We start from the raw sequence: 17,316 nt of genomic DNA on the forward strand, positions 1-17,316 counted from the left end.
GATTTATCGCGCATCTTGAAGGAAGACTGAGATGGACGAAATCTCGCCGAACAAGCGGCGATGGCGCCGTTTCGAGGAGTGGGACCTACGTCCCCTCAGGCTGGACAGTTTCGCGGAGGAGAATCCCGAAGACGGATTTTCTGTGTTCAGCAGCCCCTACGATCCGAAACCGAGCTTACGGCTGGCCGCGGATGGCGCCGTGCTGGAGATGGACGGCCGCGCCGCGACCGATTTCGACGTTCTCGACGCCTTCATTGCCCGCCATCATATCGACCCCGAGGTCGCGGGTGAGGCGATGGAGATGGACAGCGCACGGATCGCGCGGATGCTCGTGGATGTGAACGTGCCTCGGCCCCGACTGGAACGCCTCGCTCGGGGGATGACGCCGGCGAAGCTGACGGAAGTGCTCGGACTTCTGAATGCCCTGGAGACGACGTTCGCCTATTCCAAGATGCGCCAGCGCAACAGCCCCGGCAATCAGGCGCACGTCACCAACGCGAAGGACGATCCGCTGCAACTCGCCGCCGACGCGGCGGTCGCGGTCGGGCTCGGGTTTGACGAAATTGAAACGACAATGCGGGTGGCGGGCAATTCCTGGTCCAACGCGCTCGCATGTACGGTCGGAGCCGCTGTCGGCCGAGGAAGCACGCTGTTCCAGTGCTCCATCGAGGAGGCGGAAGAACTGAAGATCGGCCTTGCGGGTTTGGCGACCTATGCCGAGACAGTCTCCGTTTATGGCACGGAAGAATCCTTTGTCGACGGCGATGACACGCCGTGGTCGAAAACCTTTCTGACCGCCGCCTACGCCTCACGGGGAATCAAGGCCCGCTGCACGTCGGGCGCATCAGCCGAGCTCCTCATGGGGTATCACGAGAGACGTTCGGTGCTGTATCTCGAGGCGCGTTGCCTCTGCCTGCAGCGGGCGATGGGCGTTCAGGGAACGCAAAATGGCGGGATCGACGGCGCGCCGCTGACCGCGTCCATGCCCGCGGGCGTCCATGAACTTCTGGCCGAGAACCTATTGGCCGTATGGCTAGGTTTGGAGTGCGCCTCAGGCAATGACACCCGGATTTCGGAATCCGAAATCCGGGTCGGAGCGAAGATCACGCCCTATCTGCTGGCCGGCTCCGATCTGATCACGTCGGGTTTCGGTTCGGTGAAGGCGTATGACAATTCGTTCAATCCGTCCTTGTTCAACGGCGAGGAGCTCGAGGACTACCTAGTCCTGCAGCGCGACTTCCAGGTCGACGGCGGCCTGACGCCGCTCGCGGAAGAGGAAGCGCTCCGGCTGCGGCGTCAGGCCGTGGAGGCGCTGGCCGACGTTCTGGATGAGTTGGGGCTTGCCCGCGCCGACGCCGATATGAAGGAGAGTGTGATCTACGCCTCCGGCTCGAAAGAAACCCTGACGTTTTCGCCCGTCAAGACCTCGGAAATCAGCCGAAACATCGCGTCGCGCGGGCTGACCGCTCTCGACGTCATTCGAGCCCTTGCGACCAGGGGCCATGAGCACGTGGCGAAGAATGTGCTGCTGATGCTGAAACAGCGCGTCAGCGGCGACTACCTGCAAACCTCGGCTGTGATCCGGGGGGGCAAAGTCATCAGCGCCGTGAATGATCCAAACAGCTATTCCGGGCCCGGAACGGGCTATCGTATGAGTTCCGACAAATGGAACCGCGTCAAATCGGTGCGCGGGACGATCAACCGAGAACAGGTCTTGGCGGCGGAAGGCGGCCGAAATCAGTCCTCGGACGCCCCCAGGCTCCATGGAATCGGGCGCGCGGAGCAAGGTCGCGATCCGCATGAGGTCGTCATCGGCATCAGCCCCGCCTTCGGAGAGCGCCTGCATCGAACAACCGCGGGCCACGCGGTTACGGATGTCCTGGATGCGCTTCATGCCGGAATTCTTTCCGGCGGCGGTCTGCCGAGGATCGTGCGCATTCTGCACACGGCCGATACCTCGTTTCTTGGCCTGACGGCGGCCCGTCTTTCCGGATCAGGTTACGGCATCGGGATTCAGGCGAAGGGCACGGCGGTCATCCATCAACGCGACAAGCTGCCTCATATGAATCTCGAGCTCTTCTCCAATGCTCCCCTCGTCACGCTCAAGCAGTACAGACAGATGGGAGCGAACGCGGCCCGCATGACCTGGGGCGAGCTCCCGGACCCGGTGATTGTGGTCAATGATGGTCAGGCCCTGGGAGCTCGGTTCCACACGCGGGTGGCGCTGCTCCACGCCATCGAGACGAAGATGACGGCGCCCGGCGCAGAGCCGGTCGATCAGTACTTCGCGACTCGGGAGCACAACGCGTGAGCCGTCCTGTCGACCCGCGAGACCTCTATCCATTGTCTGAAAAAGCGCCTGAACTCGTGCAAACGATGACGGGTCTCGGTCTGGCTGACTTTTCGCTGCAAGCGGTGCTGGACGGACGCGTTGCAGCGGCTGATCTCGCCATCACGCCTGGCGTCCTGAAGCTTCAAGCGAGCGTCGCCCGCGCGGCCGGGCGGGACAGACTGGCGGACAATTTCGACCGGGCGGCCGAACTCGTGGCCGTCCCGCAGGAACTGCTTCTGAGCACATACGAACTTCTGCGCCCCGGACGCGCCGGCACTGCGACGAGGCTTCGGAGCCGAGCGAGCGAATTGCGTGAAAAATACGGCGCCGAGCGCATCGCCGCACTGATCGAGGAAGCTGCCGACGTGTACGAGAAACGGCGCCTGTTCTCCAGCAGATTCTAGAAACCAGGAGCGTGTTTGCCCGGGTGTAAGCGGTTAATGCGTGCATGAACTCGCACCCGCCACGACGGAGGACGGCGTCCTCACGAGACGGCGCACCCCCTCGACACAGAGTTTTCGCGCATGATCTCGGACTCCAGTCTTTGTCCCCGGATGCCTCTGCGCGATGCATCACAGCTGTCGGCGCCGAGCCTGGCGCGAGACCCGCGCGGTCGGCGCCGATACGGCGGCGGCGCACCCACTTTTCCCAACCTCGGAGACGACCGATGCGCGCATCTCTTCTGCACGGCAAGGTGGCCGTTGTGACCGCCGCTGGATCCGGTATCGGAAGGGCTTCGGCCACAATTCTGGCTGAGAACGGCGCACACGTTGTGGCGACCGATCGCGATGCCGCGGCGGCCGAAGCGACCCGCGCCGCCATCGTCGCCAAAGGCTTCATCGCCACGGCGCAGGCGTTGGACGTCACTGACGAAGGCGCCGTCGTTTCCCTCTTCGAGCGGACCGCAAGAGAAAAGGGCGGTCTGCATATCCTGCACAATCACGCGGGCATACAGATCGCCGGCGCTCTCGAACAGATTGATAGCAGCGACATGCGCAAGTCCTACGAGGTGAACGTCGTGGCGCAATTTTCTGCGTGCCGCGCCGCGCTGCCCCATATGCGCGCGCAGGGAGGCGGCGTCATCCTGAACACAGCCTCCAACGCGGGCGTGTTTCTCGACAGGGGGATGTTGGCCTACATCACGACGAAATCGGCCGTCATCGCCATGACCAAGCAGATCGCGCTCGAGTACGCAAGGGACGGTATTCGGGTGAACGCCATCTGCCCGGGTTGGGTCGACACGCCTTTTAACGGCCCCTATGAGAAGCAACTGGGTGGCCGTCTCGCCCTCGAGAAAGTCGTGCGAGACGTGGTCCCCATGGGACGTTTCGGTCTTCCGGAAGAGATCGCCGAGGCAATCCTGTTTCTCTGTTCAGAGCGTTCCGCCTTCGTTACGGGCCATGCGCTGGTGGTGGATGGGGGAGAATGCCTCGCCGGCGGAAGCAATTCGTCGGTGTAGTTTCTGGCGCTGCTCGAAAAGAGCAAGTACCGGGACGGAAGGCCGCACCGTCCCCGCCGGGAGGAAATCGTCCCCGCACTCTCAGAAGCTAGGAACACCTGGACCAAACAAGACGAGATTAGGCCGTTCTACGGAAAATATATGCGTTCAAGCTCTTTAAGGGGTCGCTAAACGCTCGCAATGTCGAGAGTACGTGACGGACGCCGGAATAGTAAATTGCGAGGCCAGGTATAGAGGGACACCAATCCTCAAGAGCCAGAACGAGTCGTCCGGATTCTAATTCTCTTTGTGCAAAGGATTGCGGTACATAGGCGACGCCCAATCCATCCACCGCGGCTTGAACCATGAGGTCATTGTCGTTGAGGGTAAGTCCGGCCGGCACATCGACAATCATCTCCTCGCCATGCCTGCTGAACTCCCAGCGGTAAAGTTTCCCGCTTGGCAGACGATGGCGAAGGCAATCATGAGGGCGAAGATCCTCTGGGCAAGCAGGAGCGGTTCTGTGCGCCAGATAGGCTGGAGACGTCACGGTGACAGCCTGGTGGACGCCGGCCAGGGTCGTCCGTCGAACTCCGGGGGAACCAATGTCCGGCGCCGCCTATTTTTCGCGTGGATCCAACGCCCCGCTTTCTGCGCTTCAGGGCCGTGCAGCGCGTCGGGGGATGGCGCTTCGCCGCCGGCGTAGCTCTTCGCGATGGAAAATCTGATTGGAGCCGTAACATGAAGGCAGCCGCCGACCTGCGTCCGGGACGTCTATTACACGAGGCTGGTCGACCCGACGCCGTGAAGGGTTTTCGCGGCGTTCAGATCGACGATGAGCGGCTGGCGGCGGTGCTGTCCTCCGATGCGCCGCTCCTGACGCTCTACCAGGGAACAGTCCATGGGGAGGGGCCCGCGTGGCAGACGACGCACGATCGGCTGGTTTGGTCGGACGTGCCAAATCGGCGCTTGCTGGGCTGGTATCCCGATGGCCATGTCGAGGTCCTGATCGACGGGACCTGGTTCATGAACGGCAACGCTGTCGAAGCGGACGGGACGCTCGTTCACTGCGAGCATGGCCGGCGCTGCATCAGCAGGGGCGGCGATTATGATCGGGAGCCCGAACCGATCGTGACCCATTACCAGGGCAAGCGCATTAACTCCCCCAACGACATCGCGGTCGCTCCCGACGGGACGATCTGGTTCACCGATCCGACCTTCGGCATCATCATGCCCAATCAAGGCGCGCTCGCCGAGCCCGAACTCGATCATCGCAGCGTGTATCGCTTTGATCCACGGGCGGGCGATCTGAAACGGATGGCGGATTTCGAGGAGCCGAACGGTCTCGCCTTCACCGCCGATGGGGCGACTCTCTACGTGTCCGACACCTCGCTGTCGCTCGGCGAGGTTCCCGGACACAAAGCCGGCGCGAAGCATGAGATCATCGCTTTCGACGTGAGCGAGGGCGGCGAGCTCTCCAACCGGCGGTTCTTCTGCCAAACCGACCATGGCTATCCCGACGGATTTGCGGTCGACGCGCGTGGCTGGGTGTGGACGAGCGCGGCGGACGGCGTGCATATCTGGTCGGCGGACCGGCGCAAGCTGGGCTTCGTGCCGACGCCCGCAGTCGTCTCGAACTGCGCTTTTGGGCGCGCGGACCGACGGCGGCTGTTCATCGCGGCGACGCAATCTCTACTCGCGATCGATCTTATCGGCTGAGCTGATGAAGATGCCCGTCGGGATCGCGGATCAACCCGTTGCCGCTCGACCGCCAGACGATGCGGGTGGCGGCGACGTCGTTGGGAGCCAGTGGGCGCATCGTACGGCCGACGGGATGGCGATAGCCGAGCATCTCGACATGGGGCGGCTCGTGGGCAGGGTTCATCGGGACGACGTCGACCCGGACGCCATCGAGGCCGTCGAGCGCGTCCTGCGTCGGGCCGTGATTGACCGTCGCGTCCGCCTCGCTCAGCCCGCAACGCGCATAGAAGCGTCGGCTGGCCGCGACATCGCTGACCGAGATTGCGCTGTGGTCGATCCCCATTACGCCGGTCCCCGTCAAGTCGGGGCGAGCCCCCTTGGGGAACTGGATGAATTCGAGCGGATGACCCTCCGGATCGCGGAACTTGACCGCAGTCGCCCCACCTGCGGACTTGGAAAGCGTCACCGGGCGCGCTCGACTGATAGGTATGGCGCCCGCGTCGCGTGCGCGACGCCATGCGGCCTCCGCATCATCCGTGACGAGCGCGAGATGCTGGAACATGAGATCGCAAGCGGTCGCATCGGCTGGATATGGGCGACCCGGATTGTCGAACCTTTCGAGATCCACGCCGCTTCGGCCGAGCGACATCGCTACGCGCGAACCGCCGCCAGAGAGGCTGAGCAATTTCATGTCGGCAGCGGGAATAGGCGCCGCCGCCTCGCCCACGTCGAACCCGATCGCTTGATAAAACGCGACCAATCGCTCGGGATCATTGGTCACAAGCCGAAAACCTGCAATCGCCTGAAAAATCATGTCAGATGACATGGGCGACGTTTCGGATCGACATGGAGCTGAACGGTCATCAGGCAGCAGGGTTCGTCGCCGATCGTGCCGGATCTGTGGCCTTTCTTGCCATCGGTTTCGGTGCAGCCCTGATCCTCTCCGAACGAGAAGTCGCCCGGCCCCTGCTCGATGCGCGCGCCGTCCATGCTTTCGATCCACCAGCGGCCGGACAGCACGATGATCCATTGCGGCGCCGGGTTCTCATGCCAGTCGCCCACCCAACCGACTGGCTGAACGGTGAAGACGACGGTCGCCTCGCTGCGGTCCATCTTGTCGCTCCACTGCGGATCGGCGGCGCCTACGGCCTTGAGCTCGTAATCGGTGAGCGCGCATCGCCATTGATGGCTGACGCCGTTGGCGTCGACATAGAGATGCCAATAGGGAACGGAGGGCTTGGGCCCCGCCTTATCCGATTGATCGATCATGAGGGACTCCGTACGGGCGGCTGGAGGCGAAGGGGGCATGCAGAAACGCGGCGAGCCCCGTCCCGTCCGTGCCGACGACGATCAGCAGGAGGCCCGCGCCGAGCGATAGATTTTTTAGGAAGTCCCACAGAAGCGTGCGGCCCTTCCCGTCGGGGTCGGAGCAGAAATCGCCCTGCGCCCAGAATTGCTTGTAAAGAATCGCCGTCGCCGCGCAGTAGCCGGCGATGACGAAGGCGCACGCCCGATCCGCGACGCCGGTGACGACGCCGAGCGTGCAGACCACCTCGACGAACAGGCCGATCAGGATCATCGCGACCGCGATCGGACGCGGCTTGAACATGCTCTGCGCCTGCTTGACCGCATGATCGAAACCAAAAATCTTGTCGAGCGCGCTGAACGGCAGGAACAACAGCACCAAGCCGTAGCGAACGACGAGCGCGACGATTGCCGCCGTCGTCATAGCCGATCCTTGATAATGTCGGCCACGCGCAGCGCGTTGGCGATGATCGTGAGCGTTGGGTTCACCGCGCCGATCGAAGGGAAGAAGCTTGCGTCGGTGACATAGAGGTTATCGACTTCGTGCGCGCGGCAATCGAGGTCCAGCACCGATCTCGCCGGATCCACACCGAAGCGACACGTGCCGGCCTGATGCGCGGTGCCGGAGAGCGGAATATTTTTGCCGAGATAGAGCGAGCGTTCGAGTAACACGGCCGGCCAGCCGATCTCGGACAACACATCCTTCAACTTGCGCTTCAGGCGCCTGAGGGCCTCCGGATTGGTTTCGGTGAGATCGAGATGAACCTTGCCGTCCTTGTAGTAGATCCGGTTGTCCGGGCGAGGCAGGTCTTCGGCCTGCAGCCAAAAATCCATCGAGTGGCGGGCGATCTCGCTGAACGGCATGTCGGGCAAGCCTTCGAGCCAGCCGGGCAACGCCTCGCCCTTGACCTGGTCGGCGTGGCTGGTCGCGCACATCTGGATCAGGCCGAGGGGGAAGTCCCAGTCGTCGCTTCCGAAATAGAAATCGCTGAACGCCAGCGTCTTCTGAAACACCGTCTCGTTGACGTGACGCATCACCGCCATGACGATGCTCATCTCGTGGCGCATATAGTTGCGTCCGACCTGGTCGGAGCCGTTGGCAAGGCCATTGGGATGCCGGTCGTTGGCCGAGCGCAACAGGAGCAGCGCGGAGGAAAGCGATCCACATGCAACGACCACCGTGGCGGCTGAATAGATCTCGTGCTCTCCCCTCCGCTCCACATGAACGGCGTCGACTCGCCGCCCGCTCGGATCTGTCCCGAGCTTCGACACATAGGCGTTCGTCATCAGCGTCACGTTGTCGTGCTTCGCCAGCATCGGATCGATGCAAATCACCTGCGCGTCCGCCTTGCCGTTCAGAAGACAGGGGAAGCCGTCGAACGCGGTGCACCGGATGCAGGTGCTGGTCGGTGTCGCAAAACCGTCCTCCTTCTGGTCGAGCAGGATGCCCAGCGGGAGATGGAAGGGCTTCAGACCGATCGCGGTCAGCTTGTCGGACAGCTCGGCGACCTTGGGTTCATGCTTCACCGCGGGATAGGGATAAGGCGCGTCCGCAGGAGGCTCGGTGGGATCCTCGCCGCGCGCGCCATGGACTCGAAACAACGCCTCTGCGGCGTCATAATAGCGGGCGAAGTCACGGTACTTGAGCGGCCAGGCGGGCGAGACGCCCCCGGCATGGACGATCTCGTCGAAATCACGCTCGCGCAGGCGGAAGAGCGCTGCGCCATACACCTTGGAATTGCCGCCGACGAAGTAATGGAGTTGAGGGCTGAAGGCGCCCCCTTCAGCGTTGGTCCAGGTCTCGGCGGCTTGATACCTGCCGTCGACAAAGACGGCCTGCGCGCTCCAATTCGCTTCCTCGCGCGGCAGATAGTCCCCGCGTTCGAGGATCAGAATGCGCTTTCCGGTCGGAGCGAGCGCCTGGGCGAGCGAAGCCCCGCCGGGGCCGCTTCCGATAACGATCACGTCGTAATGCTCGCCCAACTCAACCTCCACACGGATCGGTCGACGCTGCTGCTCGATCCTGGTTGAACGGCGCAAGGCCCCGCCTTGTTTCCGCCCGTGGCCGATTTCGCAATCGTCACGGAACCAGGCTCCAAGCCATTCGTTCAAAGTTTGCATTCAGGAGAAGACCGATGCGGAGAGTGGCGGTGATCACCGGCGCGGGCGCAGGGGTTGGTCGCGCCACCGCTGAAGAATTCGCACGGCAGGGCTTTGACGTCGCGCTGCTGTCGCGCGACCTCGCCCGGCTTGACCGAGCGGCCGACGAACTGCGCCGCCACGGGGTGCGAGCGCTGCCGATCCCCACCGATGTCGCCGAGGCCGCCGCGGTGGAAACCGCGGCCGATCGCACCGAGGCGGAGCTCGGGCCGATCGACGTGTGGGTGAACGTTGCGATGGCCACGGTCTTCGCCCCCGTGGCCATGTTGACAGCGGAAGAAGTCGAGCGCGGCACCAGGGTGACCTATCTCGGACAGGTGCACGGCATGATGTCTGCGCTGAAGCGGATGCGCGCGCGCAATCGCGGCACGATCGTCAACGTCGGCTCCGCGCTCGCTTATCGTTCGGTGCCGCTGCAATCGATCTATTGCGGCGCCAAGGCGGCGATCAGGGGCTTCACCGACAGCCTTCGCAGCGAGATCATCCATGACAAGCTCAACGTGCAGCTGACGATGGTCGATCTGCCGGCGGTCAATACACCGCAGTTCGATTGGGCGCTCAACAAGATGGGGCGCAAGGCGAAGCCCGTCGCGCCGATTTTCGAGCCCGAAGTCCCCGCCCGCGCCATCTTTTTCGCCGCCACGCACAAGCGACGCGACATCTGGGTCGGATGGCCGACGGTCAAGGCGATCCTCGCCAACCGCATCGCCCCCGGCCTGATCGACCGCTATCTCGCCACCGCCGGCTATTCCGGCCAGCTCGCCGACGAGCCGACCGCGCCCAATGCTCCCGCGAACCTGTTCGAGCCCGTCCCCGGCGATTATTCGGCCCACGGGCGCTTCGACGCCCAGTCGCGCGAGCGAAGCTGGGAGATGTTCACGGATCGCCACAAGACGGCGGTGGTCACGGCCGTGGTCGTGCTGGCGGTCGCACTGGCGATGCGTCAGGTCGCGAAACGCTTTGAGATCAAAGCGCCTCGCCCCGCGATGCCTGGGTGACGTTTCGGCTCCAGGAAGATTCCCATGTCGCAGAATTTGTCTGGAAGCGCCTCAATGAATGGGGCTTCTCCCGGGTGTACGGATATCCCGGCGATGGAGTCGGCGGATTGCACGTCGCGCTCGAAAAGGCGAAGGACTTCATGGATTATATTATGTCCAAGTTCGCCACGCAGAGATGGCTGCGTTCATCGCCTCGGCGCATGCGAAGTTCACCGGACAGGTTGGGCTCAGCAAATACTGGCGGCGCTGGTCCGACCCGCGCTTCATCCTCATTTGTGGGTGTGTGACGGATCGGTCTTCCCGACCGTCGGGGGCGTCAATCCGTCGCTGACGATCCAGGCGATCGCGATCCGCACCGCCGAACGGATCGGCAAGCTCGCGGCCGCTGGCGAGCTTTGAGCCGCTACATCATCCTCTCTCGCAGGTTGAACAGGACGACCAGCGTTCCGGAGACCATCAGGATCACGATCAGCGTCGAGAACAGAATGAGCTGAAGATCAGCGCGCGCCGATTTGCGAAGGCTGATGTGCAGGAAGAAACGGAAGTGCACCCCCATCTGGACGAGCGCTAGCCCGAGCACGATGGCGAGCGAAGTCTCCGCATCGAAGCTGGGCCACCGCACCGTGGCGAAGGCGGCGCCGGTGAGCGCGAGGGCTAGGCCGTATCCGATCGCATACGAACGAATCTCGTCACGCTTGCTCTCGGTCGGCTTGGCAATCGGATCGATCGCTGGTGACGGCCGCCATAGGATCGCGAGAACCACCGCCGCGAGCAGAGCAAGCCAATAGAGGACCGGAGACGAGCCGGGCCTGTCAGGTTTAGCGTCGTTCGAACCGCTCACCGGATCAGTCCCTGGAGATAGACGACCGAAAAGATCGCGATCCAAACAATATCGAGAAAATGCCAGAACAGGCCAAGCCGCAAGATGTTGATCTTGACGCGCGCGTCGAGCCCGAACGTTATCGCCTGGATCATCATCAGGACGATCCAGATGCATCCAAAGAAGACATGAAGCCCGTGCAGCGGCGCCAGGGCGAAGAAAGACGAAAGATACCCGCTGCGGGTCGGATAGGCGCCGTCGCCGAACATCGTCGCGAAGTCGTGCAGCTCCATGCCGACAAAGGCGAGCCCGAGCACCAGCGTCACGCCCATCCAGCCGAGCAATTGCTGCCGGGGCGCTCCGTGCTTCATGGCGACCGAGGCCATGCCGAAGGTGAAGCTGCTGGTCAGCAGCGTCAGGGTTTCGAGGAAGACGGGAAGGATCCTGTACTCGCTCGCCGGAGTCGGACCGCCGACAGTCGCCGGCAACATGACGCCATAGGTCGCAAAGAGCAGCGCGAAGATCACGGCGTCGCTCATCAGGAACAGCCAGAAGCCGAACACCGCGCTCAGCGCCTCCTCGTGCGTCAACGCATCGGTCCGGCCGAGATTGAGGCCGACGTGCCTGAGTTCGTTCACGCTCATCCGGAAACCTCGGCCAGGCCTCGGTTGGCGGGCGTCGTCTCGACAGCCCGCGGGATCGGCGTGATCTCGGCCTCGGCGCGCAGCCAGCGCCGTTCCGTGCGTTCGATCTCGGCGGCGGGGATGATCCTGCGGACGTCGCGGGCAAAACTGCGAGCGATGACCGTGGCGCCGATCGCCAGCACGCCGATGACTGCGAGCCACCACATGTGCCAAACGAGGCCGAACGCCGTCGCCGCGCCAACCACGCCGATCACCGGACCGGTCTTGCTGTTTTTGGGAAGCTCGATATCGTCATAAGACGCGGGCGGCGGATAGGGATTCCCCTTGCGCTTGGCTTCGTAGAACGGGTCACGGCCGTGGACGCGCGGAAGCGCCGCGTAATTGTATTCCGGCGGCGGCGCGGAGATCGACCACTCGAGCCCGCGCCCGTCCCAGGGATCTCCCGCAAACACGCGGTTGGCGTCGCGGTCGCGAATGCTGACCCACAGCTGGACGAAGAGGAAGGCGAGCGCGCAGAACAGCACCAGGGCGCCTGCGCCCGCGACATAGAGCCAGGGTCGGAAGGCGGGCTCGAACACTTCCTGCGTGCGCCGCGCCATCCCGGCCGCTCCAAGCACGTAGAGCGGCATGAAGGCGAGGTAGAAGCCGGCCACCCAGCAGCCGAAGGAGATGCGGCCCCATTTCTCGTCGAGCCGGAAGCCGAACGCCTTGGGGAACCAGTAATGATAGCCTGCGAGCATGGCGTAAAGCAGCCCCGGAATTAGCATGTTGTGGAAATGCGCAACCAGAAACAGGGTGTTGTGAACCAAGTAGTCGAGCGGCGGAATGGCGAGGATTATCCCGGTCAGGCCACCCAGCACGAAGGTCATCATGAAGGCCAGCGAATAAAGCATGGGGACGGAAAACCGCACTTCGCCACGAAACATGGTCCAGATCCAATCATAGATCTTGACGCCCGTGGGCACGCCGATGGCCATCGTGGCGATGCCAAACGCAGCGTTGATGTTGGCGTTTTGACCCATTGTGAAGAAATGGTGGACCCACACCGTGAACGACAGCAGGGCGATCGCCGCCGTTGCAAGAACGAGCGAGGTGTAGCCGTAGAGCTCCTTGGACGAGAAGGTTGCGACAACTTCCGAATAGACGCCGAAGGCGGGCAGGATCAGGATATAGACCTCCGGGTGACCGAACAGCCAAAACAGATTGGCGTAGTTCATCATGTTGCCGCCGAGGTCATTGGTGAAGAAGTGGAAGCCCAGATAGCGGTCGAGCGCCAACAGCGCAGTCGCGACCGTCAGCGGCGGCATGGCGAAGATCATCAGGATGCTGGTGCACAGCGCCGTCCATACGAACAGCGGCATCCGCATCAGGTGCATGCCGTCACAGCGCATTTTGTAGATGGTGACGGCGAAATTGATCCCCGTCAGCGTCGATCCTACTGAGCCCAGCGTCACCGCCCAGATCCAGTAGTCGGGTCCCACGCCGGGGCTGAAGGCGAGCTCGGTATAAGGCGGGTAGCCGCTCCAGCCTCCGGTCGAGAACTCGCCGATGACGAGAGACACCATCATCAACCCGGCGGCCCCGCCGGTCAGCCAGAGGCTGATCGAATTGAGCAGCGGGAAGGCGACGTCGCGGCTGCCGATCTGAAGGGGCATGACATAGTTGATGAGGCCGACGAGGAACGGCATCGCCATGAAGAAGATCATGATGCTGCCGTGCGTGCTGAACAATTGCGCGAAGTGGTTGGGCGCAAGGAAGCCGGGACTCCCGACTGCCGCCGCCTGCTGCATCCGCATCAGCACGGCCTCGATCAGCGCCCGCGTGAGCATCACGAAGGCGAGGACAATGTACATGATGCCGATTTTCTTGTGGTCGAGGCTCGTGAGCCACTCGGACCAAAGAGAGCGCCACTTGCCAAGCCTCGTGATCAGCGCGACGACCAAGACAGCGCCGAAGATGACGATCGAGGCCGCCCCGGCGCCGATGATCTCGCTGGCGGTGGGGTTTTCCCAGGCGCGAACGAACGGCAGCGAATGCCAGACGAAGCGGCCCAGGACTGCCGGCCAGACGCCCTCAGTCATGATCGAGGCTCCGTGGACTGGACGAGGATACGCTGGAAGAGATCCTGGGGAATTGACGAGAAGACGATCGGCTGGGGCGGCGACGATTGTCTGAAAAGCGCAGGATAGGCGGCGGCGTCGAGCGGATGGCCTGACGCGCGCGCCTGCTCCACCCAGCGATCATAGTCGGCGGGCGGAAGCGCGACGACGTTGAATTTCTCGTTCTGGAAGCCAGCTCCATTGAACTGGGTGTTTTCGCCGCGATAGACGCCCGGCCGCGAAGCCGCGAGGTTGAGGTGTGTCGTCATCCCCGCCATCGCGTAGATCTGGCCTGAGAGTTGAGGGATCAGCAATGATTGCATAACCGTGCCGCTGGTCAGGCTGATATGGACGGGCCGATTGACCGGGATGACCAGCAGGTTGACGGCCGCGAAGCGCTGATCCGGCTCGATGAACAGCCATTTCCAGTCGAGCCCCACCGCCTGAACCTCGAGCGGGGCCTGAGCGGATACGAGCGGGCGATAGGGATCGAGCGCGTGGGTATAAGACCAAACCAAAAAGGCGAGGCCGATCACGATCGCGGTCGGCGGGATCCAGATGAAGCCCTCGAGCGTCCACGAAAAGCCCCAGTTCGGCCTGAACGCGTTATGCTTGTTTGATAGCCGATAATGCCAGGCGATGAGGGGGGTCAACAGCAGCACCGGCCCGGCGACGAAGATCAGCACGACGGCTACGATCGAGTAGAGGCGCCACTGACTCGCGGCGATCGGACCGGCGTGGTTCATCACGCCGAGCTTCACCGCATTGCATCCGCTGAGCAGGAAGGCGGACAGCAACGCAAAACAAGCAGACTTGCCGCGCGACGCATTCATCCGCCGGCTCGCTGGATCACGGGGCCAGACAGGAACAAAGCGGTGTTGATCACGCCGAGATGGGTCAACGTCTGCGGAATATTGCCGATCAGGCTGCGGCTGCCGACGTCATACTCTTCGCTGAGAAGGCCCACATCGTTGGAGACCCCGATCACGCGTTCCAGCAGCGTCGCCGCGTCGTTGTCGCGGCGCTGCATCTTGTAACAGTCCGCCAGCCAGCAGGTGCAGGCGAGAAAGGCGCCCTCGTTGGGGCCATGCGGTTTTGGCGGTTTGCGTCGTACCAGTCCCCCTTCCATCAGCTCCCGCTCGATCGCCGCGATCGTCCTGGCTATGCGCGGATCGTCAACGGGAAGGAAGCCGACGAGCGGCAACAGCAACAGCGACGCGTCCAGGGTGTCGCCGCCATAGCCCTGGACGAAGTGGCCGAGAACGCTGTTGTAGCCGCGCTCGCACACGGTCCGATGGATCACTTCGCTCAGCGCCTTCAGTCTGGCGATCAACGCGCGATCGGCCCGATCGTTGTCGGCATGCGCTTCAAGGTAGCGGGTGACGCCCACCCAGGCCATCGCCTGCGAATAGGTGTAGCATTGAAGATCGCCACGGCTTTCCCAGATGTCGGCGCTGGGCTTGTCCCACACCTTCTCGAGATGCTGGACGATCGCGGTCTCGACTTCGACGACGCGCGGGGTGCGCTCGATCCCGGCCTTGGCCAGGACGGCGAAACTGTCCATCAACTCGCCAAAGACGTCGAGTTGCGTCTGGCCTGACGCGGCGTTGCCGACGCGGACCGGCTCGGCGCCTTGATAGCCGGGCAGCCCATCCAGCTCGCGCTCGGGTGGGAGGCGGCCGCCGTCGATCCGGTAGACGATCTGCATCTCTGCGGGCTGGCCTCCGAGCGCCCGCAGGATCCAGTCGCGCCAGCGCGTCGCCTCCTCGTGGAAGCCGGCGTCGAGGAGCGCGGTAAGCGTGAAAGTGGAATCGCGCAGCCAGCAATAGCGATAATCCCAGTTCGCCGATCCGCCAGGAATTTCCGGCAATCCGAGCGTCGCGGCGGCGACGATCCCGCCGCCTTCCCGATCGATCAGCGTGCGCAGCGTGATCAGCGAGCGGCGGATAGCCCCATCCCACCGGCTTTTCGCCTCGTACCGGCCGATCCAGCCCGTCCACGCCTTCTCTGTTGCGTCGACCAGGGAATCGATCCTCAACGGCGGGGGCATCGCCGCCGTTGAGGGCGAATGACTGAGGACGAAGGCGATCTTCGAGCCTCTGGCCATCACGAAGCGGGCGCCGGCGCCGTCGCCGTCCATCGCGAGCTCGACCGGACAGTCGAGGACGACGCGATCCGGGCCGGCCTCGAAAATAAGCCCGCGTTCGTGGCGTTCGCTCCAGGGCGCCATCTGACCGTAGCCAAAGCGCAGCCTCAGCGACATCGCCATCTGCACCTCGCCTTCCAGCCCCTCCACGATGCGGATGATCGCCGACGCGCCCTCGCGCCAGGGCATAAGGTCGGTCACCCGCACGCGGCCGGTATCGGTGAAGTGCTCGGTCTCAAGGATGGCTGTGTCGTCGCGGTAGCGGCGGACGGTCTGCGAAACGTAGCCCGCCGGCGAAATGACCCAAGAGCCGTGACGTTCGTCCCCCAGCAGCGCGGCGAGACAAGCGTCGCTGTCGAAGCGGGGCCAGCATAAAAAATCTATCGATCCGGACCTGGCGACAAGCGCACAACTGCGCCCGTCCCCGATGATGGCATGGTCCTGGATCGTGGATGTCATCGGAACTGCTCCTTACAGCTCGAGGCGACCCGCTTCCATAATCCTGACATTCCGCGCCGGGGCGGCGATCGAGCCTCGGCAGTTCCGACGAAACCTCCGTGAAAGCAGACGCCATCCCAACGAGCGCCAGCTTTGACAAAATACGATGAGCGTAACGCCGCCCGAACCTGGCCGTGGCTGTTATCGGGGCAATCACAAACGCGGGCGGCCTATCGGAGTTCCTTCGGACGGGTGGAATTCGATCGCGCCGACCGAGCGCCCTGTGGCGAAGGGGAACGCGCCCGGGATCACGGGGTTTTGCCTGACGGAGGCTGCGATGGCGATCGAGACGGTGCTCAACTTCCGTGCGGCGATTGGCGAATCCCCAACCTGGGTCGAAGACGAGCGCGCGCTTTATTGGATCGACGTCAAAGCGCCGGCGCTTCACCGCTATTGTCCGGACGACGAATCGACCCGCAGTTGGTCGATGACGAGCGATATCGGAGGCTTCGCGCTGACCGGCGACGGCGGCGCTGTGGTGGCCCTCCGGCACGGGCTATTTCGCCTCGACCTCGATAGCGGCGCGCTGCGGCTGCTTACGCCCCCGCCATTCGACCCCTCGCTTTTTCGCTTCAATGAAGGCGCCTGCGATACCAACGGCCGCTTTTGGATCGGCGTGATGTTCGATCCGCTGAAGGGATCGGCGTCCGAACAGCCGGGACGGCTCCACAGTTTCACTTTTGCGGAAGGCCTTCGTGAGGAACCGGACGCGGCCGAGTTACACAATGGCATGGCCTGGAGCGGCGACGGCAAGACGTTCTTCCTGTCGCACAGCCATTCCGGCGAGATCTTCACTTTCGATTACAAGGAGAACGGCGCGCTCTCGAACCGCCGGGTTTTCGCGGCTGTGCCCGCCGGACTCGGCATCCCCGACGGCGCCGCGATCGACATGGACGGCGGCTATTGGTCGGCGCTCCATGGCGGCGGCAAGCTTCGCCGCTTTCACCCCGACGGCTCCCCCGACCGCGACGTCGACCTACCCGTCAGCCAGCCAACAATGCCCGCCTTCGCGGGCGAGGACCTCGCCACGCTCTACGTCACCAGCGCGTCGGATCGCATGAGCGAGGAGGCGAAGACAAGGGAGCCGCACGCAGGAGCGCTGTTGCGCCTCGACTCGGGGGGGAGCCGCGGAGTCGCGCGGTCCTTTCTGGTTCGCTGATCGATCGGACATCAAG

At 63.5% G+C, this 17,316-nt stretch carries 16 protein-coding genes and 1 pseudogene; 7 read left to right on the forward strand and 10 right to left on the reverse strand.

The window, feature by feature from the left end:
- Positions 1–31: 31 nt before the first annotated feature.
- The 3 genes from DFR50_RS17930 (at position 32) to DFR50_RS17940 (ending at position 3,791) form a co-directional block, all read left to right on the forward strand.
- Positions 32–2,311: a propanediol/glycerol family dehydratase large subunit gene (locus DFR50_RS17930; protein ID WP_113890637.1), complete on the forward strand. Its 2,280-nt coding sequence runs from the start codon at positions 32–34 to the stop codon at positions 2,309–2,311.
- Positions 2,308–2,736 (forward strand): diol dehydratase small subunit, encoded by a 429-nt coding sequence (locus tag DFR50_RS17935; protein WP_245427911.1) that lies wholly within the window; start codon positions 2,308–2,310, stop codon positions 2,734–2,736. Before DFR50_RS17930 ends, DFR50_RS17935 begins: the two co-directional genes overlap by 4 nt.
- A 263-nt stretch (positions 2,737–2,999) precedes the next feature.
- Positions 3,000–3,791, forward strand: coding sequence for an SDR family NAD(P)-dependent oxidoreductase (locus DFR50_RS17940; protein WP_113890639.1), 792 nt, complete (start codon positions 3,000–3,002; stop codon positions 3,789–3,791).
- Positions 3,792–3,909: 118 nt separating this feature from the next.
- On the opposite strand, the gene DFR50_RS17945 is transcribed toward DFR50_RS17940, so the two are convergent.
- Positions 3,910–4,377, reverse strand: a complete 468-nt coding sequence (locus DFR50_RS17945; protein ID WP_113890640.1) for a LysR substrate-binding domain-containing protein — start codon at positions 4,375–4,377, stop codon at positions 3,910–3,912.
- A 59-nt stretch (positions 4,378–4,436) separates the two neighbouring features.
- Here DFR50_RS17945 and DFR50_RS17950 point away from each other — a divergent pair, with 59 nt between their 5' ends.
- Positions 4,437–5,489 (forward strand): SMP-30/gluconolactonase/LRE family protein, encoded by a 1,053-nt coding sequence (locus DFR50_RS17950; RefSeq protein WP_245427915.1) that lies wholly within the window; start codon positions 4,437–4,439, stop codon positions 5,487–5,489.
- Here the strand turns inward: DFR50_RS17950 and DFR50_RS17955 are convergent.
- Genes DFR50_RS17955 through DFR50_RS17970 form a run of 4 tightly spaced genes read right to left on the reverse strand, consistent with a single transcriptional unit; the run spans position 5,479 to position 8,888 of the window.
- Positions 5,479–6,285: a VOC family protein gene (locus tag DFR50_RS17955; RefSeq protein WP_113890642.1), complete on the reverse strand. Its 807-nt coding sequence runs from the start codon at positions 6,283–6,285 to the stop codon at positions 5,479–5,481. The genes DFR50_RS17950 and DFR50_RS17955 overlap by 11 nt on opposite strands.
- A complete protein-coding gene (locus DFR50_RS17960) occupies positions 6,282–6,740 on the reverse strand; it encodes a cupin domain-containing protein (protein WP_113890643.1) in 459 nt (152 codons plus the stop codon). The genes DFR50_RS17955 and DFR50_RS17960 overlap by 4 nt, the downstream gene beginning before the upstream one ends.
- The gene (locus DFR50_RS17965; RefSeq protein WP_113890644.1) at positions 6,721–7,200 is read right to left on the reverse strand and encodes a DoxX family protein; all 480 of its coding nucleotides are present in this window, start codon (positions 7,198–7,200) and stop codon (positions 6,721–6,723) included. The genes DFR50_RS17960 and DFR50_RS17965 overlap by 20 nt, the downstream gene beginning before the upstream one ends.
- The gene (locus tag DFR50_RS17970; protein ID WP_245427917.1) at positions 7,197–8,888 is read right to left on the reverse strand and encodes a GMC oxidoreductase; all 1,692 of its coding nucleotides are present in this window, start codon (positions 8,886–8,888) and stop codon (positions 7,197–7,199) included. The genes DFR50_RS17965 and DFR50_RS17970 overlap by 4 nt, the downstream gene beginning before the upstream one ends.
- A 23-nt stretch (positions 8,889–8,911) precedes the next feature.
- On the opposite strand from DFR50_RS17970, the gene DFR50_RS17975 reads away from it, so the two are divergent.
- On the forward strand, positions 8,912–9,934 hold the full coding sequence (locus DFR50_RS17975; protein ID WP_113890646.1) for an SDR family oxidoreductase: 1,023 nt from the start codon (positions 8,912–8,914) through the stop codon (positions 9,932–9,934).
- Positions 9,935–10,201: 267 nt separating this feature from the next.
- Positions 10,202–10,333, forward strand: a pseudogene (locus tag DFR50_RS17985) (GMC oxidoreductase); the annotation flags it as partial.
- Positions 10,334–10,337: 4 nt separating this feature from the next.
- On the opposite strand, the gene DFR50_RS17990 reads toward DFR50_RS17985, so the two are convergent.
- From DFR50_RS17990 to DFR50_RS18010, 5 genes are read right to left on the reverse strand one after another with little or no spacing between them, the layout of a single operon-like run.
- Positions 10,338–10,775 carry a cytochrome o ubiquinol oxidase subunit IV gene (locus tag DFR50_RS17990; protein ID WP_245427919.1) on the reverse strand — a complete coding sequence of 146 codons (438 nt, stop codon included), beginning with the start codon at positions 10,773–10,775 and terminating at the stop codon, positions 10,338–10,340.
- On the reverse strand, positions 10,772–11,398 hold the full coding sequence (locus tag DFR50_RS17995) for a cytochrome c oxidase subunit 3 (RefSeq protein ID WP_113890647.1): 627 nt from the start codon (positions 11,396–11,398) through the stop codon (positions 10,772–10,774). Before DFR50_RS17995 ends, DFR50_RS17990 begins: the two co-directional genes overlap by 4 nt.
- Entirely contained in the window at positions 11,395–13,479 is a 2,085-nt protein-coding gene (locus DFR50_RS18000; RefSeq protein ID WP_113890648.1) for a cbb3-type cytochrome c oxidase subunit I, read from the reverse strand. Before DFR50_RS18000 ends, DFR50_RS17995 begins: the two co-directional genes overlap by 4 nt.
- Positions 13,476–14,330: a ubiquinol oxidase subunit II gene (locus DFR50_RS18005; protein WP_210208955.1), complete on the reverse strand. Its 855-nt coding sequence runs from the start codon at positions 14,328–14,330 to the stop codon at positions 13,476–13,478. Before DFR50_RS18005 ends, DFR50_RS18000 begins: the two co-directional genes overlap by 4 nt.
- Positions 14,327–16,102 (reverse strand): glycoside hydrolase family 15 protein, encoded by a 1,776-nt coding sequence (locus DFR50_RS18010; protein ID WP_113890649.1) that lies wholly within the window; start codon positions 16,100–16,102, stop codon positions 14,327–14,329. The genes DFR50_RS18005 and DFR50_RS18010 overlap by 4 nt, the downstream gene beginning before the upstream one ends.
- A gap of 316 nt (positions 16,103–16,418) precedes the next feature.
- Here DFR50_RS18010 and DFR50_RS18015 point away from each other — a divergent pair, with 316 nt between their 5' ends.
- Positions 16,419–17,300: an SMP-30/gluconolactonase/LRE family protein gene (locus DFR50_RS18015; RefSeq protein ID WP_170153269.1), complete on the forward strand. Its 882-nt coding sequence runs from the start codon at positions 16,419–16,421 to the stop codon at positions 17,298–17,300.
- The last annotated feature ends 16 nt before the right edge of the window (positions 17,301–17,316 follow it).

It is taken from the genome of Roseiarcus fermentans (assembly GCF_003315135.1).
GTDB classification, from domain to species: domain Bacteria; phylum Pseudomonadota; class Alphaproteobacteria; order Rhizobiales; family Beijerinckiaceae; genus Roseiarcus; species Roseiarcus fermentans.